Origin of the sequence: Streptomyces sp. NPDC056347, from assembly GCF_042262625.1 — a bacterium.
In the GTDB taxonomy this organism is placed as follows: Bacteria; Actinomycetota; Actinomycetes; order Streptomycetales; family Streptomycetaceae; genus Streptomyces.
In genome coordinates this window covers 437-27071 of sequence record NZ_JBHJQP010000014.1, presented here as the reverse complement: position 1 = coordinate 27071, position 26635 = coordinate 437, and the positions used below count along the sequence as shown (strand labels likewise).

Genomic DNA, 26635 nt, shown 5'->3' with positions numbered 1-26635 from the left:
GTTCATATATTCCTGTACGGTGGGAGCGTCGGCCCTCCCCGCCATGTGAAGGATTGCCCGGTCATGTCTTCTGTCCTGGACCAGCGGTCCGTGCCGCCGCTCGGCGCTCCCCGTCCGGCCCCGCCACGACGCCGTACGCGCGTCCTGGCCCTGCCGGAGGCCCGGTGGGCGCTCGCATCCCTCGTGCTGTTCCTGATCGCCCTGCCGGTCCACCTGCTGGACGGTCCGGCCTGGCTGCGGGGAGCGCTCTTCGGCGCGGCCTACGTGGCCGGTGGCTGGGAGCCGGGCTGGGCCGGGCTGAAGGCGCTGAAGGACAGGACGCTGGACGTGGATCTGCTGATGGTCGTCGCCGCCCTCGGCGCGGCGGCGATCGGACAGGTGCTGGACGGGGCGCTGCTGATCGTCATCTTCGCCACCTCCGGCGCCCTGGAGGCCGTCGCCACCGCCCGTACCGCGGACTCCGTGCGCGGCCTGCTCGACCTCGCCCCGGCCACCGCGACCAGGCTCCTGCCGGACGGCACCGAGGAGAGCGTCGGCACCGAGCGGCTGGCGGTCGGGGACATCGTCCTGGTCCGGCCCGGCGAGCGGATCGGCGCCGACGGCCGGGTCCTCGACGGTGTCGGCGATGTCGACCAGGCGACCATCACCGGCGAGCCGTTGCCGGTGGTCAAGCGGGCCGGGGACGAGGTGTTCGCCGGAACCGTCAACGGCACCGGCGCCCTGCGCGTACGCGTGGAGCGGGACCCCTCGGACTCGGTGATCGCCCGGATCGTGCGGATGGTCGAGGAGGCGTCCAGGACCAAGGCCCCCACCCAGCTGTTCATCGAGAAGGTCGAGCAGCGTTACTCGGTCGGCATGGTGGCGGCGACCCTGGCCGTGTTCGCCGTACCGCTCGCCTTCGGCGACGCGCTGTCCGCGGCGCTGCTGCGGGCGATGACGTTCATGATCGTGGCCTCGCCGTGCGCGGTGGTGCTGTCGACCATGCCGCCGCTGCTGTCGGCGATCGCCAACGCGGGCCGCCACGGCGTCCTGGTCAAGTCGGCCGTGGTGATGGAGCGCCTGGGGCAGGTGGACGCGGTCGCGCTGGACAAGACCGGCACGCTGACCGAGGGCACGCCCCGGGTGACCGACGTCCACCCGACGGCCGGAGCGGGGGCCGGCACGGGGGCCGGGGCGTCGGAGGCGGGGGCTCCGGGGGCGAGTGCTTTCGGTACGCACGGCTCCGGTGCGGGCGAGGATGCGTTGCTGCGGCTGGCGGCGGCTGCCGAGCACCCCAGCGAGCACCCGCTGGCCCGCGCGGTCGTGGACGCCGCCCGCACGCGGGGGCTCGGCATCCCCACGGCGGAGAACTTCTCCTCCGCACCCGGCACCGGGGTGAGCGCGGAGGTGGACGGCCGCACCGTGGCGGTCGGCAGCCCGGCCCGGCTCCTCGACGGCCGCGCCGACTCCGCCGCCCGCGCCGCGGCCGCCACGGCCGTACGGCTGGAGGAGCAGGGCCGCACCGCCGTACTGGTCACCGTCGACGGCACCCCGGCAGGCGTCCTGGGCATCGCCGACCGGCTGCGCGAGGGGGCCGGCACGGCGGTCGCCGCGCTGGGCGGGCTCGCCGGAACGGCTCCCGTACTGCTCACCGGCGACAACCCGCGCGCGGCGGCCCGGCTCGCCGCCGAGGCCGGCATCGTCGACGTACGGGCGGGGCTGCTCCCGCAGGACAAGGCCGGCGCCGTACAGGAGCTGGCGGCGGCGGGCCGGAAGGTGCTCGTCGTCGGCGACGGCGTCAACGACGCCCCCGCCCTGGCCGCCGCCCACACCGGCGTCGCCATGGGCAGGGCCGGTTCCGATCTCGCCCTGGAGACCGCCGACGCCGTCGTGGTCCGCGACGAACTCGCCGCCATCCCCTCCGTCGTGCAGCTCTCCCGCACCGCGCGGCGCCTCGTCGTCCAGAACCTCGTCATCGCCGGGGTGTTCATCACCGGCCTGGTCGCCTGGGACCTGATCGGTACGCTCCCCCTGCCCCTCGGCGTCGCCGGGCACGAGGGGTCCACCGTCATCGTCGGCCTCAACGGCCTGCGCCTGCTGCGTGAAGCCGCCTGGCCCCGGTTCGACTCCGAGAAGGACGCGGCATGAGCAAACGCACCCGCAAGGCCGCCCCCGCCCAGGGGGCGGCACGGCCCACCGTCACCGTCTGCCGGGGGTGTTGCTGCGGCAGCCCCAAGGTCCCCGGCCTCGACCACGCCGCCCAGCTGCGCGCACTGCGCCAGGCCCTCGGCTCCACCGCGACCGTACGGGTCACCGACTGCCTCGACGCGTGCGAGCGCGCCAATGTCGTCGTCGTCCAGCCCTGCGCCGAGGGCCGCCGCAGCGGCGGGCGCCCGGTCTGGCTCGGCCTGGTCAACGACCCGGACGCCACCGCGGACATCGCCGCCTGGGTCGAGGACGGCGGACCGGGCATCGCCGACCCGCCCGCCGTGCTCGACCTCTACGCGTTCCGCCCCTCCCGCCGCGTGCAGGCCGAACTGCACGACACGTAACCGGCAACACGGTGGGCGTGCGTGAGGGGCGTGCCCGGCCGAGCACGCCCCTCACGGGCAGATCACGTACAACTCACCTACAGCTCACGGACAATGCGCGAGCAAGCCGTACGACGGGACACGACGGGTCCGCGTCAGCGGTCGTCGCGGCGGTTGCGGAGGTCGTCCGCCGCCTTGCCCGCCCGGTCACGGCCCTGCTTCATGGTGTCCGAAGCCTGGTCGGACGCGTCCCGCATCCGTTCCTGGGCCTCGTCGCCCATCCGGTCCGGGCCGCCCCGGCCCTTGTCGTCGCCCTGGCCCTGGCCCTGGCCGCTCTGGCCGGCCCGCTTCTTGGCCTCGTCGGCGAGCTGCTGCGCCTTGTCCTTGAACTGGTCTGCGATACCCATGCGGTGTCACTCCTCGTGGGTGCGTGGGGGACGGTCCATGAGGACCGCGTTCAGCCTCGCAGCCCCCGGTGGGCACCGCATGTCGATCACTTACGCTGCGTGTTCGCCGCCCTCGCGTCCTGGTCGGCGGCGCCCCCGGCGCCCACCAGCCCCTTGCCGATGCCGTCCAGCCGCGGGGCGAACTTCCGTACCTCCCGCTGGCCGACGACTCCGATCACCGAGGGCAGGTAGCCCCGTACCGACTGCATCCCGCGCAGCCACCACTGCGCGTACACATGCGGGGCGCGGCGCTCGATGCCCGCCACGATCCGGTCGACGGCGGGCCCCAGCGGGTACGTGCGGTTCGCCGGCCAGGGCAGCCGCTGACGCAACTCCCGCATCACGTCGTCCTGGTCGGCGCCGCGCACCATGTCCGTGTCGGTCCAGGACAGGTAGCCGACGCCCACCTTCACGCCCCGGTAGCCGACCTCGGCGCGCAGGCAGTGCGCGAACGCCTCCACGCCCGACTTCGACGCGCAGTACGCCGTCATCATCGGGGCCGGGGTCATCGCGGCCAGCGAGGCGATCTGGAGGAAGTAGCCGCGGCTCTCCATGAGGACCGGCAGGAAGGCCCGCCCGGTCACCGCGCCGCCGATCAGGTTGACCTCGATGACCCGCCGCCAGGCCTCCGGGTCCGAGTCGACGAACGGCCCGCCCGCCGCGACCCCGGCGTTGGCGACGACGACATCGACCTTGCCGAACCGTTCCTTGACCTCCTGGGCGACCCGGGCCATCGCCTCGTGGTCGGTGACGTCCGCGAACCAGTGGTCGCTCTCCGTGTGCAGCCGCTCGGAGACCTTCTTCAGCTCGTCCGGCTCCAGGCCGACCAGCGCGAGCTTGGCACCGCGCGCCGACAGCTTGCGGGCCAGCAGCTCGCCCACACCCCGTGCCGCGCCGGTGACGACGACGACCTGTCCTTCGAGACTCCGCCTGCCGCTCATGCGACTTCCTCCTTCTCGGCCGTGCCGTCCGTGCCATCACCTGTGCGTTCGTCTACGTGTCCGTCTACGTGTCCGTCCGCGTGTCCGTCCGTGCGTCCGTCCGGGCGTCCGTCCGTGCGTCCGTCCGGGCTCGGGATTCCTGCCGGGAGGTACGCGGTGACCAGTTCCCGGATCTTCGCGGTGACCGCCTCCGGCGCTTCCACGGGTGTCATGTGGCCCAGGCCCGTCAGTTCGGTGAGCCCCAGGCACTCGGGCAGCGCCGCCGCGATGGCGCGGGCGTGCCCGATCGGCGTCAGCCGGTCCGCGGTGCCCGCGACCACGGCCGTGGGCACCCTCAACTCCCGTACGCCCGCGTCGAGATCGAGATCGGCGAGGACCCTGCCCCAGCCGGACCTGGCCGCCCGCGGGCAGGCGTGCACGATCCGGGCGCAGAGCGCGACGCGCTCCGGGGCCGCCCCCGCTCCCATCGTGGCGTACTTGAGCACCCGGCGGGTAATCGGAGTGACCGGGCCCAGCGGGGCCGAGGACGCGAGGATCGCGCGGGTCCCCGCGGTCCGGGCCCTGCCCGCCGGGAACGGCAGCACGGTCGATGTGCCGGGCAGCCGCGAACTGCCGGTGCTGCACAGCAGTACGGCGGCGGCGCGCTCGCGCAGCCCGGCCCGGCGGGCGGCGGCCATGATCGTCATGCCGCCCATGGAGTGCCCGGCGATCACCGCCTTCTCCCCCGGCCCAAGGGTGGCGGCGAGCACGGCTTCGAGGTCGTCGGCGAGGGCGTCGGTGCTGTAGCCCCCGGGGGTGGCCGGGGTGCCGCCGTGGCCCCGCTGGTCGTAGGCCACCACCCGGTGGTCCGCGGCGAGGTCCCTCAGCTGCGCGTCCCAGAAACGGGTGCTGCACGTCCAGCCGTGCACGAGGACCACGGCGGGGGCGCCGTCCGGGCCGTGCACCTCGACGTGGAGGCGGGCGCCGTCGGCGGAGCGCACGGTGAGTTCACGCGTCGGCGGCGGTGGGGCGCCGTCGCGCCGCAGGAGTCTGCTCACCCCACGACCTCCTCGGCGAGCGGGACCGCCGCGCCGGCCGCGGGCGCCTGCTTCGGGGGGCGTACGACCTGGTACTCCGCGAGGTTGACCGTGCGGGTGGCCCGGCGGAAGTCGGCGGTGGTGCCGGGCCAGACCGTGGTGTTGCGGCCGTTGGCGTCCAGGTACCAGCTGTCGCAGCCGCCGGTGTTCCACACGGTGCGCCGCATCCGGTCCTGCACCCGGCGGTTCCAGGCGCCGAGCGCGGAGGGCCGCGCGTCGAGGGCGACCCGGCCGCCCAGCATGTCCAGCTGGCGTACGTAGTCGGCCAGGTAGTTCAGCTGGGACTCGATCATCAGGATCATCGAGGAGTTCCCGAGCCCGGTGTTCGGGCCGATGATCGACAGCCAGTTGGGGAAGCCGGAGACGGCCGCGCCGCGCAGCGACTGCACCCCGTCCTTCCAGTGCTCGGCGAGGGTGATGCCCTCGGCGCCCACCACACGCTCGGCGATCGGCATGTCGGTGACGTGGAAGCCGGTGCCGAAGATGATGACGTCGGCCTCGGTCTCCGTACCGTCGGAGGCGACGAGCGTGGAGCCGCGCACCTCGGCCAGCCCGGAGGCGACCACGTCCGTGTTGGGTTGCGCGAGCGCCGGATAGTACGTGTTGGAGAGCAGGATGCGCTTGCAGCCGATGCGGTACGAGGGGGTCAGCTTGGCCCGCAGCGCCGGGTCCTTGATCGCGCGGGCCATGTTGGCCTTCGCTATCTTCTCGACCAGGCCCAGCTCGCCCGGGTGCTTGGTGAAGGCGCTGACCTGCAACTCCCTTATGCCCCACAGCAGTCCGCGGCGGGCGGTGCCGGTGGCCGGGAGGGCGCGGTGCAGCCAGCGCTCGGCGCCGCTGATCTTCCGGTCCATGCGGGGCATGACCCAGGGCGGGGTGCGCTGGAAGAGGGTGAGGCGGCCGGCCTCCGGCTGGATCGCGGGCACGATCTGGATGGCGGAGGCGCCGGTGCCGACGACGGCGACGCGCTTGCCGGCCAGGTCGGCGCCGTGGTCCCAGCGGGCCGAGTGGAAGACCTTGCCGGGGAAGTCGGCCAGTCCGGGTATGTCCGGCATCTTCGGGTCGGAGAGCGGGCCGCAGGCGGAGACCACGAGGTCGGCGGTGAGGGTGGCCCCGTTCGCCGTCTCGATGACCCAGTGCAGCTCGGTGCCGTCCCAGCGCATGACGGTCACCTCGTGACCGAGCCGGATGTGCGGGCGCAGTCCGAAGGTGTCCGCGACGTGCTCCAGGTACGCGCGGATGTGCCGCTGCCCGGAGAAGGTGCGCGGCCAGTCGGGGTTGGGCGCGAAGGAGAACGAGTAGAGGTGGGACGGTACGTCGCAGGCGCAGCCCGGATAGCTGTTGTCGCGCCAGGTGCCGCCGACCGAGTCGGCGCGTTCCAGGACGACGAAGTCCGTAATTCCTTCGCGGCGCAGCCGGACCGCGGCACCGAGGCCCCCGAATCCGGATCCGATCACCGCCACCCGTACGTGCTCGTGCTCGGCCATGCTGCCGCCTCCCGCGGTACGTCACACGACTCTGCCAGCAATCACTGGCAATGTTGGGAGAGTAGAGCAGCTCCGTACCGATGGGTAGGGGTACGACGGGGGAAAGTTACTGGCGGTACAACATAGGGTGCGGGTGTGGCCGAAGGACGCGAGAAGCGCGACGAGCAGCGTGAGTACCGCATGGCGGAGCTGGCCGAGAAGGCCGGGATCCCCGTGCGGACCGTGCGCTTCTACCGGGAGCGCGGGCTGATCTCGCCGCCCCGCCGCGAGGGGCGCATCGCCTGGTACGACGACCGGCACCTGGCCCGGCTGCGGACGATCACGGGCCTGCTGGAGCGCGGCCACACCCTCACCGGGATCGCCGACCTGGCCCGCACCTTCGAGAGCGGCCGGGACGTCGCCGAGGTGCTGGGGCTGGGCGAGCCCAGCGAGGAGACCCCGGTCCACCTCACGCCCGAGCAGCTCGCGGACTACTTCGAGGGCGAGACCACCACCGAGAACCTGGCGACCGCCCTCGAACTCGGCTACCTCGCCACCGACGGCGAGGAGATCGTCCACATCAGCCGCCGCCTGCTGGACGTGTCGTCCGAGCTGGTACGGGAGGGCGTGCCGCTGGCCACGGTGCTGGCGGCCGGGCGCCGGGTCCGCGAACACGCGGACGCGCTCGCGGAACTCTTCGTGGACGTCCTGCGGGAACACAGCCACGAGCCCGAACCGGCCCAGCTCCGCCCGCTGGCCCGCGCGGTGGTGGACGCCGAACTGTCCATGGCCCTGGACCGCCGCCTGCGCGGGGAGCCGCCGTCGAAGCCGGACGAGCCTGCCGGGGAGCCCAAAAAGCCCGCCTGACGGCCGTCGGTACGGGTCCGGGCACGGCAACTTCCTTGATCGCACCCCGGAATCCTGCCCGCCCCGCACGGCCCCGTACCCCTCCACAGCGCGCTGCCCCTACCCCAGGTACGGGGCGGCACGACGCTCCAGGAAGTGCCTGATCCGCAGTCGTTGCGTGTGGTGCATGGGGAGCGAGTCGAGTTCTTCGGGTGTCACGAAACGGAGTTCCGTGCTCTCGTCCGAGATGGCCAGGGAGCCGCCGACGACCTCGGCGGTGAAGCAGACGTTGAACTGCCTGCGCACCTCTCCGTCACCGTACGCGATGATGTGACGGGGGTCGGTGTACGTGCCGACGAGCCCCGTGATCTCGATGTTCAGACCGGTTTCCTCCCTCACCTCCCGCACCGCCGTGCCGGGCAGGGACTCGTCCATGTCCATCGCCCCGCCCGGCAGCGCCCACAAGTCGTTGTCCCGGCGCCGCTGGAGAAGGACGCGACCGTCCCCGTCGGTGACCGCGGCGGAGGCCGCCACCACCAGACTGTTCGGCCGGGGGGCATCCGGATCGTCGTAGTACTCGGTTCGGGCCATGCCGCTCAGCCTTCCACGGGGCGCGCCGTGTCCCATACGGCGTCGAAGCTCCCCGCGTAGGTGTCGAACATGCCTCCGCCGCCGTGGCGCCGAAGGTGCCACACGGGCGCACCGTAGGCGTTGACGCCCCATAGATGCGTGTTGACCAACATCTGGTCGTCGGCTCGGTACAAGCTGTTGTAGAGGGTCGTTCCGTGCGTGCGTAGCTCGATCCCCGGCACGCCCACGAGGGGGCGGTAGTGCAGGAGCACGAGACGGCAGCGGGATTCGATGCCGTGGCCGAACTTCTCTTCCCGTCCGCGCTGCTGGACCTTGGGGTCATCGGCGTCGCACACCGCGATACGGATCGCGCAGCCTTCGTCCGCGCGTTCACGCAGGAGGTCATTGAGACGGGGGGTATGCCTCGTGCAGGAAGACGGCCGCGTACACCAGGATGTCGATCCGACGCCCCGCCCCGGAGAGGAGCTTCACGAAGACCGAAACAGGAAGATCCGCCCGTTGCCCGTACAGAGCGACCAGTTCGGGACTGACGGCGCGTGCGGCGCGGGCCTGCCGGAGCGCCGGCCAGAGGACGAAGCCGACCGCACGGCCGAACGACTGCCCAGCGACTACGCCCACACATGGACGGTGTTCGGTCGCGCCAACACGGACTTCCATGCGGTCAGCGTCGGTGTGGATCTCCGCACCCCGGGAACTGCCCTCAGCCGCGCCGAGTCCATCGACCTTGACGCCATGCCCAGCATGGAACGCCGTTCGCGCGTCCTGGTGGAGCTGGCCCGTGCCCAGCGTCAGCGCAAGGACCCTGCGGGCGCGCTGCATTGGATGAGCCGCGCGTACAAGGCGTCTCCCGAGACCGTTCGCTACACGCCGTCTGCGCGTGGCCTGGTCGCTGATCTGGCCAAGGAAACGCGCGGGCCACTCAAGACTGATGCGCGGCACCTTGGAACGCCCGTCCGCTGCGCCCACGGTGATCTACCGACACGTGGCTTGCCTCAAGGTGACGCGGTGACCGCGCGGAGAACGGCTGAGCGTCCGTTGATGACGATCCGCGTCTCTCGGAACAGCGGGCGCACATTCGGCCCGCAGCAAGCCGTACACGGCTCGGACGACCTGGCTCCGCTGGTGTCCTCCGCATGGCCCCCCCCTGCCGGTGCGACCGGTGCGAGGCTGGCCACCGACGTTGACCCCGGCCCGCTGAGCGACGGCGAGCAAGACCGCTCAGCGGGTCGCACTCCTCAGCTCTGGATGACGCGTCCCATGAGACGTACCCACGGCGTGACGCGTCAGGCACAATCGGGACCTGTGCCCATACCTCCTGATCCAGCCGTCCTGTACCCCGACATCGCGGCCCATGGCAGCCTCAGCGCCGCTCTGCAGGCTGTGGCAGAGGGCCGCCTGACTGGCATCCCGATGGTGAGCTCGGAAGCCGAGCCACTGATGTTTACGTCGGTCGAGTCCACGCTGCGGCACCGCAACCCATTGCAGATCAACGCTTGGCACCACGAGCGGCGATGGTCGATCAGGGGTACCGAGTCGTTCCAGGACCTGAAACTCGTCGGAGGCACGACGGAGGACCCGGTGCAGATCGCCGCAGCCATGCGGGCATGGCACGACGGAGAAGCACTCAGCGACATCCCACGAGACGCCCCGTTCGTGCACCTGAGCGGCCGCTTCGAGGTCCCAGACCTCGACCCCTCCCGCCTGACGGAAAGCGAATGGCACCACCTGCGCACGGAGGCGAGCGAGTTGGAATACCCCTGGGGACCCGCCTATCAGGCCCTGGTGGAAGCGGCCCACGCCGAACCGGCGCTACGCAACCTGTACCCCTTTACCAGCCACTGGGCCTTGCGTTTCTCCGCCAAAACCCGGCCCGGGCTTGCTGTCGTGGGACCGATATTGATCGCTCAGGGTGTCGACGAGTACTCAGTTTCCAAGACCATAACGGGCACGGGCGGCGTTCAGTTCAGCACGGCACGCGATGCGGTGGCAGCGGCCGTGCGCCACCTGCCGCCCGGCCTCGCCCCGGTCACGCTCGGCGGTTGATGAACGACCTGACCAGCCGCCTAGAGGTCGAAGACTGCCGTCACGGGCGCGTGGTCGCTCCAGCGCTCGGCGTGCGTCTCGGCCCGCTCCACCAGGGCCTTCACCGCGCGCCCGGCCAGGCCCGGCGTCGCGACCTGGTAGTCGATCCGCCAGCCGGTGTCGTTGTCGAAGGCCCGGCCGCGGTAGGACCACCAGGAGTACGGGCCCTCCTGGTCGGGGTGGAGGGCGCGTACGACGTCGACGTACTCGGCCTCGTCGAAGACGCGGGTCAGCCACTCGCGCTCCTCGGGGAGGAACCCGGAGTTCTTCTTGTTGCCGCGCCAGTTCTTCAGGTCGGCCTCCTGGTGGGCGATGTTCCAGTCGCCGCAGACCAGCACCTCTCGGCCGCCGGCCGCGGCCCGCTCCTTCAGGCCCTTCAGGTACGGGAGGAACGCGGCCATGAACCGCTCCTTCTCCTCCTGCTTCTCGGTGCCCACCTCGCCGGAGGGCAGGTACAGGCTGGCGACCGTGACGCCCGGCAGGTCGGCCTCGACGTAGCGCCCGCTGGTGTCGAACTCGTCGCTCCCGGCGATCCCGAACCCACCGAAGCCGACCTGCACCCGCTCCGGCGCGCGCCGGGTGTAGAGGGAGACCCCGGCCCGGCCCTTGGCGGCGGCCGGGGCGTGCACGGTGTGCCAGCCCGCCGGGTCACGTACCTCCCCGGGCAGCTGGCCCGGCTCGGCCCGCACCTCCTGGAGGCAGATCACATCGGCTTCGGTCCGGGCCAGCCACTCGACGAAGCCCTTCTTGGCGGCGGCACGGAGCCCGTTCACATTGGCAGTGGACACAGTGAGCATTCACCCGACGATACCGAGGCCGGGCGCCGGACGCGTAACGCCGGAAGGCGCGCACGGGGGCGGGGACGTCAGCCGGGGAGCGCGAGGCGGAAGACGGTGTGCCCGGGGCGGCTGGTGACGGCGGCGGTTCCGCCGTGGGAGGTCAGGACGGCGTGCACGATGGCGAGGCCCAGACCGGTGCTTCCGGTGCTTCCGGCGCTTCGGGAGCGGGCGTGGTCGGCGCGGACGAACCGTCCGAAGACTTCGGGCTGGACCTCTTCGGGGATGCCGGGGCCGTTGTCGCTCACGTTCACGCGAACCAGGCCGTCACCCGTGGTGAGGGTGACGGTCACATCGGTGCCGGGCGGGGTGTGGGTGCGGGCGTTGGCCAGGAGGTTGCCGATGGCCTGCTGGAGACGGTGGGCATCACCGGTCACGGTGACGGGTTCTTCCGGAAGGTCGAGCATCCAGTGGTGGCCGGGGCCCGCGGCGCGGGCGTCGTCCGTCGCGTCGAGGATCAGCAGGGTCAGGTCGACGGGCTCGTGTTCGAGGGGGCGTCCGGCGTCCAGGCGGGCGAGGAGAAGCAGGTCGTCGACGAGCCGGGTCATGCGCCGCGACTCGCCGTCGATGCGCTCCAGGGCGTGGCGGACTTCCGCGGGGACGGAACTGTGGTGGCGCAGGGCGAGCTCGGCGTGGCCACGGATGTTGGCCACGGGGGTGCGCAGTTCGTGGCTGGCGTCGGCGGCGAAGCGCCTGAGCCGTTCCTCGCCGGCCTGGCGGCGGGTGAGGGCGTCCTCGACGTGGCCGAGCATGTGGTCGAAGGCGGTACGGACCTGGCCGACCTCGGTGCGCGGGTCGGTGTCGGGGAGCGGTCCGGGCATGGCGACCTCCCCGCTGGCGAGTGGCAGTCCGGCCACCTCCACCGCGCGGGCGGTGACGTTCTGGAGGGGGCGCAGGGAGATCCGTACCCACAGGGCTCCGGCGAGGCCGGTGGCCACGAGTGCGGCGCCGAACAGGACGGCTTCCACCGCTTCGAGGCGGTGGACGGTCTCTTCCACCGGGTGCAGGGGCAGGCCGGTGACCAGGATGTCCTGGTCGTCGCCCCGGACGGCCGTGACGCGGTAGGCCCCCGGAGCGGAGAGCCGGATGCTGTGCCCGGTTCCGTCGACGGGGATTCCCGCCAGGGCACGGCGGTCCCGGGGCGTGAGCCGGAGGGGCCGGTCGGTGACACCGTCGACGACGGCGGCCCGGGCGACGGTCCCGTTCAGGAGGCGGGCGCCGAAGGTTGATTCGGCCTGGCCGCGGATGTCGGGGCGGTTGTCGGCGTCTGGCCTGGCCTCGTGCTCCAGGCTGGCGGCGAACCGGCCGTCGGAAGCGGCCAGCTGGTCGTCCAGGCGGCCCACGAGGAAGCCGCGCAGCGCGAGCGCGGTGGTGACGCCGACAGCGAGGCAGGCCAGGGCGAGCAGGGTGACCAGCCCCGCCGTGAGCTGGCCGCGCAGGGTACGGGGCAACGGGCCGTGCAGGGTACGGGGCCGCAGGCCGCTCAAGGGCCGGGGCAGCAGGCCGCGCCGGCGCCGGGGCGACGGACGCCTCACGACACGTCCGGCTTGAGTACGTAGCCGACACCGCGCACCGTGTGGATCATCGGCGTCCGTCCGGCGTCGATCTTCTTGCGCAGGTAGCTGATGTAGAGCTCGACGACGTGGGCGCGGCCGCCGAAGTCGTAGGCCCAGACCCGGTCGAGGATCTGCGCCTTGGACAGGACCCTGCGCGGGTTGCGCATGAGGAAGCGGAGGAGTTCGAACTCGGTGCGGGACAGGTCGATGACGGACCCGCCGCGCCTGACCTCCCTGGCGTCCTCGTCCATGACGAGGTCACCGACGGCCAGCTGGTCCGTTCCCCGCGCGGCGGTCATGCCCGCTCGGCGCAGCAGCCCGCGGAGCCGGGCGAGGACTTCTTCCAGGCTGTAGGGCTTGGTGACGTAGTCGTCGCCACCGGCGGTGATGCCCGCGATACGGTCCTCGACCGCGTCGCGGGCGGTGAGGAAGAGCACGCACACGCCCGGCTCCTCGCGGCGCAGTGCCCGCAGGACCTGCAGCCCGTTCAGGTCCGGCAGCATCCAGTCCAGGACCACCGCGTCGGGGTGGAAGTCATGGGCGGTGGCGAGCGCGGTCGTGCCGTCGGGGGCGGTGCGGACCTCCCAGCCCTCGCCGGCCATCACTCCTGCCAGGACGTCGGTGACATCGGGTTCGTCGTCGACGACGAGTATCCGTACGGGCTCCCCGTCGGGTCGGTGCAGAAGCGGTGTCGTACGCGGCTCGTCCATGGTCCTGTCAGCATGCCCCGCCACGGGCCCCGGCGGGGCGGGCCGTACCTCTGAGTTCTCTCTGAGTTCCCTCCGAGTTCCCTCCGGGATTCTTCCGGGATTCCTCCGGACCTCCTCCGCGGCGGCGTCAGGGACGCCGACGGCTCGCGGGTTCAGAGGATTCACAGAGGTCGGGCTGTGAGGGTGGCCACCCAGCGCCGTGGCGCGCCCCGTCCGGAGGCGCCCCGTGACCTGTGTGTTCACCACCACCGCAGGGCCCGCCCCGCATCGAACACCGACCCCGAAGGAGCCCCCTGTGGAACTCGATCTGATCAACGGCGTCCCGGCACATGTCCTGCTCGTGCATGTCGTCGTGGTCCTGGTACCCCTCACCGCTCTCGCCCTGGTGCTGTGCGCCGCGCTGCCCCCCGTCATGCGCCGGTTCGGAAGTGCGCTGCCCGTTCTCGCCCTGGTGTCCCTGATCGCCGTTCCGCTGACGACGGACGCCGGCGAGTGGCTGGAGCGGCACGTGGGAAGTGACGCGCTGGTCCGCAGGCACGCGGAACTCGGCGACGGGCTGCTTCCCTGGTCCGTCGGGCTCTTCCTGGTGTCCGCGGCGGTGTGGTGGCTCCACCGCGGCGCCGCCCGCCGGACACCCGGCGCCGCGGGACCGGCCGGCACGGTGGGTGTACCGCTGCGTGTCGCCGCCTCGGTGCTGTCCCTCGTCGTCGGAGTCGGCGCGGGCGTGCAGGTGTACCGGATCGGCGACTCCGGCGCCAAGGCCGCCTGGCACGACGCCTACTCCACCACCGCCCGCTCCGACCGCGGCTGACGAACGGACGGCCGTGTCACGTCGGCCGCCCGGGAGCGGTCCCACCGCCCCGGCCGGTCCGGCCGTGCCGGCCGGCCCCGGGCTCAGGTGCCGGACGCGTAGCGCCAGAAGGCCCGCGTCGAGGCGGGCGGGGCCGGGTCGGTCATGGCGAGCTGGGTCAGCAGCACGGCGACCGTGCCGGTGGCGGGGGTGAGGTGGGCCGCGGTACCCGTACCGCCGACCCAGCCGTAGCGCCCCGGTACGTTCCAGGGTTCGGTGGCCCGTACGTCGACCGAGCCGCCGAAGCCCCAGCCCTGGCCCTCCAGGAACAGCGCGGCGTCCTCGCGCTGCGCCGGGGTCAGGTGGTCGGTGGTCATCAGCCGCACCGACCCGGCGGACAGCAGCCGGCGCCCCGTGGCCGCCGCGTGCCCGTCGGCGAGCAGCATCCGGGCGAAGGCGTACCAGTCGTCGACGGTCGAGACCAGACCGCCCGCGCCGGAGGCGAACACGGGCGGGCTGCTCCACTGGCCGTCGGGGGCGTCCAGCAGCCGGAGGCCGCCGTCACCGTCCTCGCCGTCGTCCGGGGCGGGGCCGTAGTAGCCGGTGAACCGGTCCAGCTTTCCGGGCGGTACGGCGAAACCGGTGTCGGTCATGCCCAGCGGGGCGAACAGCCGCTCCGCGAGGAACTCGGGCAGCGGCCGCCCCGCGACCCGGGCGATCAGCACGCCGAGGATGTCGGAGCAGGTGTTGTACAGCCAGGCCTCGCCCGGCTGGTGGAGCAGCGGAATGCGGGAGAGCGCGGCCATCCAGGTGTCCGGGTCCGGGACGTGCTGCGGCCGCAGCTGCCCCTGCTTCAGCTCGCCGAAGAGCGCCTGGACGGCGGGGAGCGAGAAGTCCGCCGGGAAGCCGTACCCGGCCCGGGAGGCGAGCACGTCGGCGACGGTGACGGCCCGGTTCGCGGGTACCACGTCGTCGAGCGGGGAGCCCGGGGTGCGGACCACCTTCGGCTCCGCGAGCTCCGGCAGCCACTGGCGTACCGGCTCCTCCAGCGCGATCCGGCCCTCCTCGACCAGCAGCATGGCGGCCGCGGCGGTCAGCGGTTTGGTGAGCGAGGCGATCCGGAAGAGGGTGTCCCGGGCCATCGGGACCGCGCCGCCCTCCTCCGCGGTGCCGACCGCCGCCACTTCGACCCGGTCACCCCGGGCCACCAGGCCCACCGCCCCGGGCGCCGCCCCGCCACCCTCGTGTCCGGGGCCCGTCGTCCTCGTCAGGAGCTCGCGCAGATCATTCATCGGTCCACCTTCCCGTCCGTCCGTACGGAAGGCGGACCGCCGCCCCGCCCCGGACTCATCGGTCCGGGGCGGACTCGCTCCGACGGCTCAGCGGACCCGGCCCACGCCCACGTAGAAGCCGCTGCGCTCCTGGACCGGTGCGGGGGTGTCGCGGTACCACTCCGTGGCGAGGACCAGGCCGGGCTCGACCTCGCTCCGGGTCCGGCGCGTCGTGGGGGGTCCTCACTCGTCGTTCCTTCTCCGCTGCGCGTGGGGCCGGGCGTGGCACGGGCAGGCACAGCGGAGGCGCTCGACCACGGCGTCCCGTACCCGTATGTCGACCGGCCCGGGGCATTCGGCGTGGACCCCGGTGCGGCACGCGGGCGCGAGGCCGGTACGGGCCGACGCGGTCACCGCTCCCCCGCCGGCCGAAGACCGCGCTGCCGACGGCATGGCGCACACGCGTACCGCGGAGCGTCCGGGCCCCGTCCCTCCCCGGCGGCATCGACCGGGACGGCAGTTCCGGACGGCCCCTTGTGCCAGTCGCACCAGCCGCCCGCGCCGGTGCACCGCTCGCACCGGCACGCCGGGTACGCGTGGCAGAGGGCGACGTGATCGACCGGAACGACCTCGGTGGTGGGTTTCACGACGCGCGTCGTGGAACCGTGCCGGTCGACCTCGTACACCCTGATGGTCATCGTCATGACGGCCCCTGCTCCCTGCTGGTGGGATCTCCGCGGATCTCCAGTACGCGCACCGTAGGGCCGGGTAGAACGGGCATGGGCACGCACGGTGCGTGCCCTGTTCGGGGGTGCTCGGTGGAGACTGGACACATCGGCCGCCGCATCGCCTACTGGCGAGGGTTCCGCGGCTTCACACAAGCGGATTTCGGCCGCCTGATGGGGCGGACCCGCAGGTGGGTGCAGGACCTGGAAGGCGGGCAGCGCCAGCAGGACCCGCGGCTGTCCGTCCTGGTGCGCGCGGCCGAGGTACTGCGTATCCCGCTGGAGCAACTTCTGATGGACGGGCCCCCGGAACCGGTCCCGGCAACCACGCCGCCTGTCGAGGCACTCGCCGTGATCGATGTCCTGTACCGCGAGGACAGGGAGGACGGGGATGCCCCGACGCTCGCGGAACTGAGACGTCGGCTCGTCTACTGCTGCGAGGCGTTCCAGGCGTGCCACTACGGGGCGCTCGGCCGCGACCTGCCCATGCTGATCACCGGGTCCAGGCGGCTCGCCGCGGGGGCTGGTGCCGATGCCGGCGAAGCTCACGCTCTGCATTCACGGGTCCTCCAACTGGCGGCCTCGTTCCTCCACAAGTACGGCCCGGCAACGGCGGTGCAGGCGGCGGTCGTCGCCGACCGGGCCCTGGCCGCGGCAGAGAGGTCCGGCGACCCGATCGCGATCGGTGCGGCATCGAGACGGGTGGCGAAATCACTCGTCCACCAACAACAGCCGCGAACAGCAATGGAGTTCGCCACAGGTGCGGCGCGGCGCCTGGCCTCGGAGCTGGAGGGCGGCGGGCCGATGGGACTCTCGACGCTCGGCATGCTGTACCTGTCCGCCGCGGTCGCGGCCTCGTCCTCGGGGCGGTCGCCGACCGCAGTGCGTCAGGCGGGTGAGCACGTGGACCGAGCCTTCGAGGTGGCTGACCGACAAGGCGCCGACCTCGACGAGGACTACACCATGTTCGGGCCCACCAACGTCGAACTGCACCGGGTGGACGTGCTGGCCAGGCTCGATGATGCGGATTCAGCGCTCAGGGCCGCCGAAAAGGTCGGGAGCGAGGCGCTGCACGGGCTGTCGAAGGAGCGCCGGGCGCAGCACCTCATCACGCTGGCACACGCTCAACTCCTGACACGGCGGAAGGAGGCCGCGGCCGAATCGCTGATCGAAGCAGCCCGGCTGGCTCCGGAAGAGGTCATCGGCCGGCAGTCCACGATCGACCTCGTCTCCGACGTGGCCGGAGCGACTCCGGCCCCGGCCGGAGACTTGCGCCGCTTGGCCGCGCGGTGTGGACTCCCCGCATGATCCTGTACCTCATCGCCTGCGCGGCCGGCCCCACGCAGTACGTGGACAACGGCGTCAGGCAGGCACAGGCCCTCGGCTGGGACACCTGCCTGGTGCTGACCCCGGCCGCCGCCCGGTGGTGGGAGCCGCGCCTCGCGGAGCTGGAGGACCTGACCGGTCACCGGGTCCGCTCGCAGTACAAACTGCCCGGAGAACGCGACGCGCTGCCGAAGGCGGACGCCATGCTCGTGGCTCCGCTGTCCTGCACGAGCCTGAACAAATGGGGCAACGGGATAGCCGACACGGTCGCCCTGGGCCTGGTGTCCGAAGGCGTTCACCTCGGTGTACCGGTGGTGGCCATGCCGTACTTCAACCGTGCTCAGGCCGCGCAGCCCGCCGTGGCTCGCAGCATCGCGGACCTACGAGCGCAAGGTGTGCTCTATCTGGACGGGCCGGACGGGTACGTGTCGCACCCGCCGAAACAGGGTGCGCCGGGGGACTACCCATGGCGCGCCGCGGTGAACGCGGTCACGAAGCTCGCCGGGCAGGCACCGCGCGAGCCCCGTCATGACGGGTGAACCGGATGACGAGCCGATCCGGCCGATCCGGCCGATCCGGCTTGGTCCGGCTGGTCCGGCTCGGCGAAGTGACGTGAGCGGAGCGGTGGAGGAACCGTCCGACGGTGGAGACCGCGGCCCGGGCGCGGACGTCGACCGCCGCGCACGCCGAGGTCACCGGGCGGTCCCGGCACGAGGCCGAGGGCTCGAACCCGCGGAGCCCTGACCGCGACGGCTCAGCGGACCCGGCCCACGCCCACGTAGAAGCCGCTGCGCTCCTGGACCGGTGCGGGGGTGTCGCGGTACCACTCCGTGGCGAAGACCAGGCCGGGCTCGACCAGCTCCAGGCCCTCGAAGAAGGGCTCGACCTCGCTCCGGGTCCGCATCCGCAGCGGGATCGCACCCTTCTTGTACGCGTCCTCGGTCGCCGCCCGGAGCTCCGGGTGCTGGTCGGCCGTGCCGTGCGAGAGCACCAGGCAGCTGCCCCGGGGCAGGGCGTCGACGAGGGTGCGGGTGAGGCCGTACGGGTCCTGGTCGTCCGGCAGGAAGTGCATCAGCGCGATGAGCGAGAGGGCGATGGGCCGGTCGAAGTCGAGCAGCGTGCGGGCGTGCTCGATGATCGCTTCGGGGCTGCGTACATCGGCGTGGATGTAGTCGGTGACGCCCTGCGCCGTGCTGATCAGCAGCGCCTCCGCGTGGCGCAGCACGATCGGGTCGTTGTCGGCGTAGACGATCCGGGCGGTGGGCGTGATCCGCTGGACGACCTGGTGGAGGTTGGGTTCGGTGGGGATGCCGGTGCCGATGTCGAGGAACTGGTCGACGCCTTCGCGGGCCAGCCAGGCGGAGGCCCGGTGCATGAAGGCCCGGTTCCGTGCCGCGTTGCCGCGCGCCTCCGCCGGAAGCTTCTCCGCCACCGCCTGGTCGACGGGGTAGTTGTCCTTGCCGCCCAGCAGCCAGTCGTAGACGCGTGCGGGGTGGGGCTTGCTGGTGTCGATCCGGGGCTCGGGCGTGTCGACCGGCACGGGGCGCCTCCTCGCGGGCTTCCTCACTCGTGCGAACGCGCCCAGCGTAAGTGACTCGGTTCCCTGGGCCCACGGCAGGGCTCGTAAGATCATCGGTCCTGGGTACGGCCTCGGGAGCACGGCCTTTCGGGGTAACGGCCTCCGGGGTAACGGCCCCGGGACCGTTGGGGAGGCGGCGATGGAATTCCGGTTGCTCGGCACGGTGGGCGTCGTCACCGGGGCGGGTGGGGTCCAGCTGGGTCCGGCCAAGCGGCGCAGCGTGCTCGCCGCGCTGCTCCTCAGGGCCAACTCCGCCGTCTCCGTGGACCAGTTGATCGACACGGTCTGGGACACGGCGCCGCCCGCCCATGCCCGTACGGTCGTCCAGGGCCATGTGTCGCGGCTGCGGGCCCTACTGTCCTCGGCCGGTGCCGCGGAGCACGGGGTGGGCCTGGTGACCCGGGGCCCGTCGTACGTGTTCGAGGTGCCGGAGGCGTTGCTCGACACGTACCGCTTCGAGTGGCTGGCCCGGCGCGGCAGGTCCCGGCAGCGGGCCGCCGACGCGGTGGCCGACCTCGGCGAGGCGCTCGCCCTGTGGCACGGCCCGGCGCTCGACGGCACCGCCCCGAGCGCCTCGTTGCTGGCCGCCGCGCAGGCGCTGGAGGAGGAGCGGCTGGAGGTCGCGGAGAGCCTGGCGGAGGCGTACGAACGGCTCGGGGACCGGGCGGGTGCGATCGCGGTGCTCCAGGCGGAGGCGGTGGCGCACCCGCTGCGCGAATCGCTGGCCGAGGCGCTGGTCGTGGCGCTGGACCGGGCGGGGCACCGGTCGGACGCGCTCGACCACTACCACCGCACCCGCTGCCTGCTCGCCGACGAGCTGGGCGTCGGCCCGGGGCCGGGGCTCCGGGGGGCGTACGAGGCGATCCTTCGCGGTGGGGCCGGGGAGGCGCCGGGGCGGCCGGGGCGCGGAGTACCGGGGGGCCGGGAAGAGGCCTGCTCCGGTGCGGAGTCGGGGTCGGGTCCGGGGTCGGCTGCGGGGGCTGCCGCGGACTCTTCCGCCGGGTCGGTCACGGGGGCGGTCGCGGGGGCCGCTGCCGGGTCGGCCGCGGGCCCGGCACGCGTGCGGGAGAGCCCGGAGCGGGCCGGGACGGTGCCGCGGCTGCTGCCGCGCGGGGTCAAGGGGTTCCTCGGCCGGGACACGGAGCTGGACGCCCTGGACCGGATCACCGGGGCCGGCACCGTCGCGCTGGTCACCGGCCCCGCCGGGGTCGGCAAGACCGCGCTCGCGCTCCACTGGGCGTACCACGCGCAGTCCCGCTACCCGGACGGCACCCTCTTCGCCGACCTGCGCGGCTTCGGCGGCGTACCGGCCGAACCGGCCGAGACCGTACGGGAGTTCCTGCTCGCGCTCGGGGTTCCCGCGCGCAGGCTGCCCGAGTCCGCCGCCTGCGCCGCCGCCCTGTACCGCGAACTGACCTCCGAGCGCGCACTCCTGGTCGTACTGGACAACGTGCGCGGCCCCGGCCAGGTCCGCCCGCTGCTGCCCGCCGGGGCCGGCTCGGCCGTCCTGGTCACCTCGCGCACCCGGCTCGGCGGGCTGATCGTCGAGGAGCTGGCCCGGCCCGTGCCGCTCGACGTCCTCGGCCCCGTACCCGCCACCGAACTGCTCGCCGCGGCGGTCGGCGAGGAGCGGGTGGCGGCCGAGCCCGAGGCGGCGGACCGGCTGGCCCGGCTCTGCGACGGGCTGCCGCTCGCGCTGCGCATCACGGCGGCCCAGCTCGCGGCCCGCCCGTACTGGCGGCTCGCCGATCTGGCGGCCGAACTCGCCGACGAGCAGCGCCGGCTGGCCCTGCTCTCGCTCGACGACGCGGAGGACTCGGGGGTCGCGGCGGCGCTGCGGATCACCGTGCAGGGGCTGGCGCCGGAGGCGATGCGGCTCTTCGCCCTGCTCGGGGTGGTGCCCGGGCCGGACCTCGACCGGTACGCCGCCGCCGCGCTGCTGGGCCGCCCGCCCGCCGTGGCCGCCGAGGCGCTCGACCGGCTCGCCGGGGCCCATCTGGTGACCGAGCACGCCCCCGGCCGCTACTCCCTGCACGACCTCGTCCGGCTGTACGCGCGCGGTCTCGTCACCGACGACGGGGCGCTGCTGCGGCTGCTGGACGGCTGCACGGCCACCGCGCTCGCCGCGTCGCTGGCCGCCGAACCGGGCGAGAAGCCGTGCTGCGCCCTGCCCGGGGACGCCGCGGCGGACCTCCCGGTGCGGACCTTCGCGGACCGGGACGACGCCCTGCGCTGGTACGCGGTGGAGCGCGAGAACCTGGCCGCCGCGGTGTCCGCCGCCCGCGCGGCGGGCCACGACGACCGGGCCTGGCGCCTGGTCGTACTCCAGTGGCCGTACGTGGTGTGGAGCGTCCGGGACGGCTGGGTGCCGCTGCTCGAACAGGCCCTGGAGGCAAGCAGGCTGCTCGACGACCCGGACGCGGAGTCCCGGGTGCGGGCGCTGCTGGGCTGGGTGCTGACCAGGGAGGGGCGGCTCTCCGAGGCGCTGGCCCGGCTGGAGCCGGCTCCGGCCCTCGCGGCCCGCGCGCACGACACGTCGGGCGAGGCGATCGCACTGATCAACCTGGCGGTCGCGCTGGACGCGGACGGGGTCACCGACACCTCGCTGCACCATGTCACCCGCGCCGTCCGGCTGGCCCGCGAGGCCGACGACGTACTCACCGAACTCCTCGCCCTCCAGCACCGCACGTACCAGCTCCTGGACCGGGGCGACATCGCGGCGGCGGAACGCTGCACGGCGTACGCGCTGGCGCTCGACGGCCAGGGGGTGACGACCGGCCTGGGCGTGATGCGCCGGGCCACCCTGCGGCTGAGCCGGGGCGAGGCGCTGCTCGCGCTGGGCGAGCGGGACGCGGCGGAGCGCTGCGTACGCCAGGCGCTCGCGGAGGCCACCCGTCAGGGCTTCCAGGAGGGCGTGGACCGGGCCAGGTCCCAACTCGCCTCCCTGGGAGGGGCGGTGGCCCCGCCGGTGCGGCCCGAGGACGACGATCGGTCCGTTTTGTCTCCCTGACCGGATGGGTCTGCAGCTTGTGGGCGGGTTCCGGAGAGGTGTCCGGTGGGTGGTTCGATGAGGGTTCGTACCGGATTGTCATCCCCTCTCAACCGGGCTGCACGTTCAGGACGGATCGGCCGTATGGTCCCGGTGCCGCCGGGGCGGCAGTCTCTTCATCAGAAGGAAGGGGCCGCCGGAGAATCCCGGAGGAACCCGAACCGAAACGATCCGGACCGACCCGGACCGGAGCCGATCGAGATGTGGGGAGACATGAACATGCGCAACGCGATCCGAGTGGTGGCAGTGGCTGCGGCGACGGCTTTCGTCCTGGGCGGCGCGAGCGCCTCCTACGCGGCGGAGGGTACGACGGCGACGTCCGCCCCGGTCTCGACCACCGCGTTCACCCCCCTCCCCGCGCCGGACGGCGACGAGACCGGCTGGGGCGAGCCGAGCTGCAACACCCGCCCCGTCCCGGCCGGCTGCCCGGTCCAGTAGTCCCGGGCCTCCGCCCCGTACGCACCTCGCGCCTCACGCCTCGCGCCTCGGCCCCCTGGTCCCGTACACCCGGAAGAACCCCGTTCGAGCCCACACCTCAGGGAGATGATCCTCGTGCACGCGTTCTCGAGCTCCGCCCACGACCCGTTCTTCGACCGCTTCTACGACCCCCGCCAGGACGAGGAGGGCGGTCCGGCCGCCGACGGCGCCCTTCCCTGGCCGGACATGGGACCGGAGCAGGTCGTGGTGCTGTGACCGGCGCGGCGCCCGCCCCCGCGGTTCCGTGACCCGCCCGTCCACCCGGCCGCTTCAGCCCCTTCGGCCCGCGGCCCCGTCGACCCGCTGATCCGGCAGCCCGGCCGATGACTTCCCGATCGGCGACTTCCCGATCGACGGCTTCCCGGCCGGCGACTTCCCGGCCGATGGCTTCCCGGCCCGCCGATCCGCGTCGCGCTTCGCGGTCTCCCGCGCCTTCGCGGTCCGCTGCGGCCCCCACCCGAGCCCTCGCGGCCCTTCGCGATTCCTCGCAGCCCCTCATGATCCTCATGATCCTTCGCGGACCTTCGTGACGCCCCACGATCCCCCGCGGACCTTCGTGACGCCTCACCACCCCCCGCGGCCCCTCACGCGGTGAGCCTCCCGCTTCCCCGGGCAGCCCGCTCCCGCGCCGTACCGCGCCGCCCCTCTTCCTTCCGTACCCCGCCCTGTCCGCCCCGCCCCGGTCGGCCGGCGATCCGTCACGCCGCCGCACCCCGGCGCACCCCGAGGAGAATCCCGTGGAGAGAATCAACCACCTCGCCTACTGCCGGGCGGACGAGCCGTTCTACGAGAGCAACGACACCGCCCGCACCGGTTCGCCGTTCCCCGCCACCGAGCGCCCCGCACCGCCCGGCTGGCGCCGCACCGAGAGCAGCGTCTGGCTCTACGTCCACCCCGAGCACGTGCAACTGCCCGCCCAGGGCTGGAAGATCCACGTCTCCGCCACGGCCTCCGACGCCGCCGAGGTCATCGACACGGTCTGGGACTACTGCGTCTCCCGCTCGCTGTCCTTCAAGTTCCTGCCCCACCCCCAGGTGCACCGGGCGATGAACGCGAAGTACGCCCCCCGGGGCAGCAGCGGCAAACTCATCACCCTCTACCCGGTCGACGAGGCCGACCTGAAGCGCACCCTCGACGACCTCGATCCGCTGCTCGCCGGGCGCCCCGGCCCGTACATCCTCAGCGACCTGCGGTGGCGGGAAGGCCCCCTCTACCTGCGCTACGGCGGGTTCGCCCGCCGCGAGTGCCTGACCGAGAACGGCGACCGGAGCCCCGCCGTCTCCCGCCCCGACGGGGTACTGGTGCCCGACGAGCGCACCCCGGTCTTCCAGGTCCCCGACTGGGCGCCGGTGCCCGGCTTCGTCGCCGCGCAGATCGACGCCCGTGACGCGGCCCAGGACGACCCCGCCTTCCCGTACACGGTGGAACGGGCCCTGCACTACTCCAACGGCGGGGGCGTCTATCTCGCCACCGACGACGCGACCGGCCGCCAGGTCGTGCTGCGGGAGGCCCGGCCGCTCGCCGGGCTGGACGGCGCGGGGGACGACGCGGTCACCCGGCTGCACCGCGAGGCCGCCACCCTGCGACGGCTCGCCCACCTGGACTGCGTACCCGAACTGCTCGGCACGTTCACCGCCTGGGAGCACCACTTCCTGGTCCAGGAATACATCGAGGGAGAGACCCTCCAGCGCTTCACGGCCACCGCCAACCCGCTGGTCAGACCGCACGCCACCGCCCAGCAGCGGCAGGAGTACGCGGACCGGGCGCTGGACGTCCTCGATCAGCTGGAACGCGTCCTGGAGGCCGTCCACGCCACCGGCACCGTGTTCGGCGACCTCAGCCCCACCAACGTGATGGTCCGCCCGGACGGGCGCGTCGCCCTGGTGGACTTCGAGATCTCGTACCGGCCCGACGCGGGTGAGGCCGTGCCCAGCATCGGCACCCCCGGGTACGTCGCCGCACACGCCACCGGATTCGACCGCGACCGTTACGCCCTGGACTGCCTGCGGCTCTCGCTGTTCCTTCCGCTCACCATGACGCTGGAGCTGGACCCGGCCCGCGCCGGACAGCTCGCCGAGGCGGCGACCCGCCTCTTCGACCTTCCGGAGGAGTTCCCGAGCCGGGTACGCGCCGGACTCACCCCACCGGGTGTCACCGCCCGTACCGACCGCTCCGTGCCCGAACTCTTCGCCGCCACCGCCGCCGACCCGGCCTCGGAGCACGCCCGCGAGCTGGAGGAACGCCTGGTCGCCGCGATCCGTTCCGCCGCCACGCCCGAACGCACCGACCGGCTCTTCCCCGGTGACCCCGCCGCGCTGCACGACGGCGGCTACACCCTGGCGCACGGCGCCGCCGGTGTCCTCTACGCCCTGGCCGCCACCGGCCACCCCACCGATCCGGAACACCACGAATGGCTCTGGCAGGCCACCCACCGCGCCACCGGCCCACGGCCCGGACTGTACGACGGGCTGCACGGCGCGGCCTACACCCTGCATCTGGTCGGCCGCACCGCGCAGGCCCTGGAAGTGCTCGACCGGGCCATCGACCTGACCGACGACGCCGCCCCGATCGGCCTGCACGACGGGCTGGCCGGTATCGGCCTCAACCTGCGGCACTTCGCCCGCGCCCTCGACGAACCGGGCCTGCACGCCCACGTCCTGGACACCGGCGACCGCCTCGCGGCCCGGCTCGCCACCGTCACCCGCACCCCCGCCCGGAGCGCCGGACTGCTGCGCGGCTGGAGCGGCCCCGCCCTGTTCTTCGTCAGCCTGTACGAGGACACCGGCGAGGAGCGCTATCTGGACCTGGCCCGCCAGTCCCTCCAGCTCGATCTGGACCACTGCCTGGAGGCCGACTCCGTACTCAATCTCAACGACGGCCGGCGGCTGCTGCCGTACCTCGGGCAGGGCAGCGCGGGAATCGCCCTCGCGCTCCACGCCTATCTGCTCCACCGGCCCGACGAGCAGCTCGACGCCACCCTCGAATCCCTGCACGCGGCCACGGAGTTGAGCTTCACCATCCAGAGCGGGCTGTTCCTCGGCAGGGCCGGGCTGGCCGCCGCCCTGGCCCACAACCGTGCCGCCGAGAACAATCCACGGCGCACGGCGGCCCTCGCCGGCCATGTCCGCGACCTCGCCTGGCACGCACTGGACCACGAGGGCGGCATCGCCACCACCGGCGACCAGAACCTGCGTCTTTCCATGGATCTGGCCACCGGCAGCGCGGGCATCCTGCACACCCTGCACACCGTGGCGGGACGGCTCCCCGCCCTGCCCCTGCTGGACCGGCCCGGCGCCCCGGCCCGTACGCCGCGGGCCGCCGCGTCCGCCACCGCCCCGCACGGCAGCGCACCACGCGGCATCGCTCCCACCGAGGATCCGCACAGCGTCTGGGCCTGCGAGGGCACCGAAGCTCCCGCCGAGGCCGCCCGCGCCTCCGCCGGAACCCCGTCGAAGGAGAAGGAGGAGGGATGAACGCGGTCCTCGCCCTGCAGAACCTCGCCACCGACCACCCCCCGGAAGGCTACGGAGGTCCGTTCGACCCCGGCGTCATCCACAGCTCCATGAGCTTCAACTGCGCCTCCGACAACACCGACGAATAGTCCCGAGAAGAAGGAGAGAAGCCATGAACCTGATCCTCAGGCTCCAGGACCTCAAAGTCACCGGCGGCCCGCAGGACGACGAGATCGCCGAGGGCATCAGCTCGATCAGCATCGGCTGCAACAACGGCGGCGGGGGCGGCGGGGGCGGCACCGGTACCGAGGTCTGAGAACCGCGCCCCTGAACCCGCACCCATGAACACCACAACCAGGAAAGCAGGCCATGCCATGAGGACCATCCTCGCTCTGCAGAACGTCAGCCCCCAGCTCGCCCCCGACGAGGACAACGCCCTCGCCAGCAGCGCCGTCAGCTCCATTCTCCACTGCGGTTTCGAGGACGAGACCTGATCGTCCCGAATTTCCCACCGCCCCACCCCCGCACCCCACGCCCCAAAACATCATCAGAATCCCCCGTTCATTCCAGAAGGAGAACACCATGAAGGCGATCCTCAACCTCCAGAACCTCGACCTCCCCGAGGGCCCGCAGGACGACCAGGCGGCCGACGGCCTCAGCTCGATCAGCATGTTCTGCAACAACGGCGGCGGCACCGAGTCCTGATCCACCGCACCCCGCACCGCCACGGCCAAAGCCACAGCCACGGCCACAGCCACGGCCCCGGCCCCGGCCACGGCCCGAAACACCTCACGCACACCAACGCTCGCAGCAGAAGGAGAACACCATGAAGGCGATCCTCAACCTCCAGAACCTCGACCTCCCCGAGGGCCCGCAGGACGACCAGGCGGCCGACGGCCTCAGCTC

At 72.9% G+C, this 26635-nt stretch carries 24 protein-coding genes and 1 pseudogene; 14 read left to right on the top strand and 11 right to left on the bottom strand.

Going from position 1 to position 26635, the window contains the following annotated elements:
• The first annotated feature begins 63 nt into the window (after nt 1-63).
• Entirely contained in the window at nt 64-2127 is a 2064-nt protein-coding gene (locus ACFCV8_RS05835; RefSeq protein ID WP_376683999.1) for a heavy metal translocating P-type ATPase, read from the top strand.
• Nucleotides 2124-2531: a (2Fe-2S) ferredoxin domain-containing protein gene (locus ACFCV8_RS05830; RefSeq protein WP_376683998.1), complete on the top strand. Its 408-nt coding sequence runs from the start codon at nt 2124-2126 to the stop codon at nt 2529-2531. Before ACFCV8_RS05835 ends, ACFCV8_RS05830 begins: the two co-directional genes overlap by 4 nt.
• A 134-nt stretch (nt 2532-2665) precedes the next feature.
• Here ACFCV8_RS05830 and ACFCV8_RS05825 read toward each other — a convergent pair whose 3' ends face one another.
• From ACFCV8_RS05825 to ACFCV8_RS05810, 4 genes are all read right to left on the bottom strand, one after another.
• Complete coding sequence (locus tag ACFCV8_RS05825; protein ID WP_376683997.1) at nt 2666-2917, bottom strand: hypothetical protein; 252 nt, start codon at nt 2915-2917, stop codon at nt 2666-2668.
• Between the two features lie 86 nt (nt 2918-3003).
• A complete protein-coding gene (locus tag ACFCV8_RS05820) occupies nt 3004-3897 on the bottom strand; it encodes an SDR family oxidoreductase (RefSeq protein WP_376683996.1) in 894 nt (297 codons plus the stop codon).
• Nucleotides 3894-4934 (bottom strand): alpha/beta fold hydrolase, encoded by a 1041-nt coding sequence (locus ACFCV8_RS05815; protein WP_376683995.1) that lies wholly within the window; start codon nt 4932-4934, stop codon nt 3894-3896. The genes ACFCV8_RS05820 and ACFCV8_RS05815 overlap by 4 nt, the downstream gene beginning before the upstream one ends.
• Nucleotides 4931-6460 carry a flavin-containing monooxygenase gene (locus ACFCV8_RS05810; protein ID WP_376683994.1) on the bottom strand — a complete coding sequence of 510 codons (1530 nt, stop codon included), beginning with the start codon at nt 6458-6460 and terminating at the stop codon, nt 4931-4933. The genes ACFCV8_RS05815 and ACFCV8_RS05810 overlap by 4 nt, the downstream gene beginning before the upstream one ends.
• A gap of 180 nt (nt 6461-6640) precedes the next feature.
• Here ACFCV8_RS05810 and ACFCV8_RS05805 point away from each other — a divergent pair, with 180 nt between their 5' ends.
• Nucleotides 6641-7306, top strand: a complete 666-nt coding sequence (locus ACFCV8_RS05805) for a MerR family transcriptional regulator (RefSeq protein WP_376684038.1) — start codon at nt 6641-6643, stop codon at nt 7304-7306.
• A 99-nt stretch (nt 7307-7405) separates the two neighbouring features.
• Here the strand turns inward: ACFCV8_RS05805 and ACFCV8_RS05800 are convergent, their stop codons facing one another.
• Together ACFCV8_RS05800 and ACFCV8_RS05795 are read right to left on the bottom strand one after the other, a co-directional pair.
• A complete protein-coding gene (locus tag ACFCV8_RS05800; RefSeq protein ID WP_376683993.1) occupies nt 7406-7876 on the bottom strand; it encodes an NUDIX hydrolase in 471 nt (156 codons plus the stop codon).
• Nucleotides 7877-7881: 5 nt separating this feature from the next.
• Nucleotides 7882-8533 (bottom strand): annotated as a pseudogene (locus ACFCV8_RS05795) (XRE family transcriptional regulator).
• A 75-nt stretch (nt 8534-8608) separates the two neighbouring features.
• On the opposite strand from ACFCV8_RS05795, the gene ACFCV8_RS05790 reads away from it, so the two are divergent.
• Nucleotides 8609-9919 carry a DUF6193 family natural product biosynthesis protein gene (locus tag ACFCV8_RS05790; RefSeq protein ID WP_376683992.1) on the top strand — a complete coding sequence of 437 codons (1311 nt, stop codon included), beginning with the start codon at nt 8609-8611 and terminating at the stop codon, nt 9917-9919.
• A gap of 20 nt (nt 9920-9939) precedes the next feature.
• On the opposite strand, the gene ACFCV8_RS05785 is transcribed toward ACFCV8_RS05790, so the two are convergent.
• The 3 genes from ACFCV8_RS05785 to ACFCV8_RS05775 all read right to left on the bottom strand — a co-directional run bounded on the left by ACFCV8_RS05785 (nt 9940) and on the right by ACFCV8_RS05775 (nt 13060).
• The gene (locus tag ACFCV8_RS05785) at nt 9940-10755 is read right to left on the bottom strand and encodes an exodeoxyribonuclease III (RefSeq protein WP_376683991.1); all 816 of its coding nucleotides are present in this window, start codon (nt 10753-10755) and stop codon (nt 9940-9942) included.
• A 68-nt stretch (nt 10756-10823) separates the two neighbouring features.
• Nucleotides 10824-12245 carry a sensor histidine kinase gene (locus ACFCV8_RS05780; RefSeq protein ID WP_376683990.1) on the bottom strand — a complete coding sequence of 474 codons (1422 nt, stop codon included), beginning with the start codon at nt 12243-12245 and terminating at the stop codon, nt 10824-10826.
• An 80-nt stretch (nt 12246-12325) separates the two neighbouring features.
• Entirely contained in the window at nt 12326-13060 is a 735-nt protein-coding gene (locus ACFCV8_RS05775; protein ID WP_376683989.1) for a response regulator transcription factor, read from the bottom strand.
• A 295-nt stretch (nt 13061-13355) separates the two neighbouring features.
• On the opposite strand from ACFCV8_RS05775, the gene ACFCV8_RS05770 reads away from it, so the two are divergent.
• On the top strand, nt 13356-13871 hold the full coding sequence (locus ACFCV8_RS05770) for a DUF2231 domain-containing protein (RefSeq protein ID WP_376683988.1): 516 nt from the start codon (nt 13356-13358) through the stop codon (nt 13869-13871).
• Between the two features lie 83 nt (nt 13872-13954).
• Here the strand turns inward: ACFCV8_RS05770 and ACFCV8_RS05765 are convergent, their stop codons facing one another.
• On the bottom strand, nt 13955-15142 hold the full coding sequence (locus tag ACFCV8_RS05765) for a serine hydrolase domain-containing protein (protein WP_376683987.1): 1188 nt from the start codon (nt 15140-15142) through the stop codon (nt 13955-13957).
• Between the two features lie 797 nt (nt 15143-15939).
• Between ACFCV8_RS05765 and ACFCV8_RS05760 the strand changes: the two genes are divergently transcribed.
• Nucleotides 15940-17154, top strand: coding sequence for a helix-turn-helix domain-containing protein (locus tag ACFCV8_RS05760; protein ID WP_376683986.1), 1215 nt, complete (start codon nt 15940-15942; stop codon nt 17152-17154).
• Entirely contained in the window at nt 17151-17711 is a 561-nt protein-coding gene (locus ACFCV8_RS05755) for a flavoprotein (protein ID WP_376683985.1), read from the top strand. Before ACFCV8_RS05760 ends, ACFCV8_RS05755 begins: the two co-directional genes overlap by 4 nt.
• 215 nt (nt 17712-17926) lie before the next feature.
• Here ACFCV8_RS05755 and ACFCV8_RS05750 read toward each other — a convergent pair whose 3' ends face one another.
• Nucleotides 17927-18712, bottom strand: a complete 786-nt coding sequence (locus ACFCV8_RS05750) for an SAM-dependent methyltransferase (RefSeq protein ID WP_376683984.1) — start codon at nt 18710-18712, stop codon at nt 17927-17929.
• Between the two features lie 178 nt (nt 18713-18890).
• Here ACFCV8_RS05750 and ACFCV8_RS05745 point away from each other — a divergent pair, with 178 nt between their 5' ends.
• From ACFCV8_RS05745 to ACFCV8_RS05715, 7 genes are all read left to right on the top strand, one after another.
• On the top strand, nt 18891-21761 hold the full coding sequence (locus tag ACFCV8_RS05745; RefSeq protein WP_376683983.1) for a BTAD domain-containing putative transcriptional regulator: 2871 nt from the start codon (nt 18891-18893) through the stop codon (nt 21759-21761).
• A 258-nt stretch (nt 21762-22019) separates the two neighbouring features.
• Entirely contained in the window at nt 22020-22238 is a 219-nt protein-coding gene (locus tag ACFCV8_RS05740) for a hypothetical protein (protein WP_376683982.1), read from the top strand.
• A 114-nt stretch (nt 22239-22352) separates the two neighbouring features.
• Entirely contained in the window at nt 22353-22493 is a 141-nt protein-coding gene (locus ACFCV8_RS05735; protein WP_376683981.1) for a hypothetical protein, read from the top strand.
• A 521-nt stretch (nt 22494-23014) separates the two neighbouring features.
• Nucleotides 23015-25750, top strand: a complete 2736-nt coding sequence (gene lanKC / locus ACFCV8_RS05730) for a class III lanthionine synthetase LanKC (RefSeq protein ID WP_376683980.1) — start codon at nt 23015-23017, stop codon at nt 25748-25750.
• Nucleotides 25747-25878: a hypothetical protein gene (locus ACFCV8_RS05725; RefSeq protein WP_376683979.1), complete on the top strand. Its 132-nt coding sequence runs from the start codon at nt 25747-25749 to the stop codon at nt 25876-25878. The genes lanKC and ACFCV8_RS05725 overlap by 4 nt, the downstream gene beginning before the upstream one ends.
• A gap of 23 nt (nt 25879-25901) precedes the next feature.
• A complete protein-coding gene (locus tag ACFCV8_RS05720) occupies nt 25902-26045 on the top strand; it encodes a hypothetical protein (protein WP_376683978.1) in 144 nt (47 codons plus the stop codon).
• Nucleotides 26046-26311: 266 nt separating this feature from the next.
• Nucleotides 26312-26434, top strand: coding sequence for a hypothetical protein (locus ACFCV8_RS05715; protein ID WP_376683977.1), 123 nt, complete (start codon nt 26312-26314; stop codon nt 26432-26434).
• Nucleotides 26435-26635: the final 201 nt, after the last annotated feature.

Bases quoted from the DNA above. Each gene is read 5' to 3' on its own strand.
- ACFCV8_RS05835 (WP_376683999.1), top strand. From the start codon at position 64: ATGTCTTCTGTCCTGGACCAGCGGTCCGTGCCGCCGCTCGGCGCTCCC.
- ACFCV8_RS05830 (WP_376683998.1), top strand. From the start codon at position 2,124: ATGAGCAAACGCACCCGCAAGGCCGCCCCCGCCCAGGGGGCGGCACGG.
- ACFCV8_RS05825 (WP_376683997.1), bottom strand. From the start codon at position 2,917: ATGGGTATCGCAGACCAGTTCAAGGACAAGGCGCAGCAGCTCGCCGAC.
- ACFCV8_RS05820 (WP_376683996.1), bottom strand. From the start codon at position 3,897: ATGAGCGGCAGGCGGAGTCTCGAAGGACAGGTCGTCGTCGTCACCGGC.
- ACFCV8_RS05810 (WP_376683994.1), bottom strand. From the start codon at position 6,460: ATGGCCGAGCACGAGCACGTACGGGTGGCGGTGATCGGATCCGGATTC.
- ACFCV8_RS05805 (WP_376684038.1), top strand. From the start codon at position 6,641: ATGGCGGAGCTGGCCGAGAAGGCCGGGATCCCCGTGCGGACCGTGCGC.
- ACFCV8_RS05800 (WP_376683993.1), bottom strand. From the start codon at position 7,876: ATGGCCCGAACCGAGTACTACGACGATCCGGATGCCCCCCGGCCGAAC.
- ACFCV8_RS05790 (WP_376683992.1), top strand. From the start codon at position 8,609: ATGCCCAGCATGGAACGCCGTTCGCGCGTCCTGGTGGAGCTGGCCCGT.
- ACFCV8_RS05785 (WP_376683991.1), bottom strand. From the start codon at position 10,755: ATGCTCACTGTGTCCACTGCCAATGTGAACGGGCTCCGTGCCGCCGCC.
- ACFCV8_RS05775 (WP_376683989.1), bottom strand. From the start codon at position 13,060: ATGGACGAGCCGCGTACGACACCGCTTCTGCACCGACCCGACGGGGAG.
- ACFCV8_RS05765 (WP_376683987.1), bottom strand. From the start codon at position 15,142: ATGAATGATCTGCGCGAGCTCCTGACGAGGACGACGGGCCCCGGACAC.
- ACFCV8_RS05755 (WP_376683985.1), top strand. From the start codon at position 17,151: ATGATCCTGTACCTCATCGCCTGCGCGGCCGGCCCCACGCAGTACGTG.
- ACFCV8_RS05745 (WP_376683983.1), top strand. From the start codon at position 18,891: ATGGAATTCCGGTTGCTCGGCACGGTGGGCGTCGTCACCGGGGCGGGT.
- ACFCV8_RS05740 (WP_376683982.1), top strand. From the start codon at position 22,020: ATGCGCAACGCGATCCGAGTGGTGGCAGTGGCTGCGGCGACGGCTTTC.
- ACFCV8_RS05725 (WP_376683979.1), top strand. From the start codon at position 25,747: ATGAACGCGGTCCTCGCCCTGCAGAACCTCGCCACCGACCACCCCCCG.
- ACFCV8_RS05720 (WP_376683978.1), top strand. From the start codon at position 25,902: ATGAACCTGATCCTCAGGCTCCAGGACCTCAAAGTCACCGGCGGCCCG.
- ACFCV8_RS05715 (WP_376683977.1), top strand. From the start codon at position 26,312: ATGAAGGCGATCCTCAACCTCCAGAACCTCGACCTCCCCGAGGGCCCG.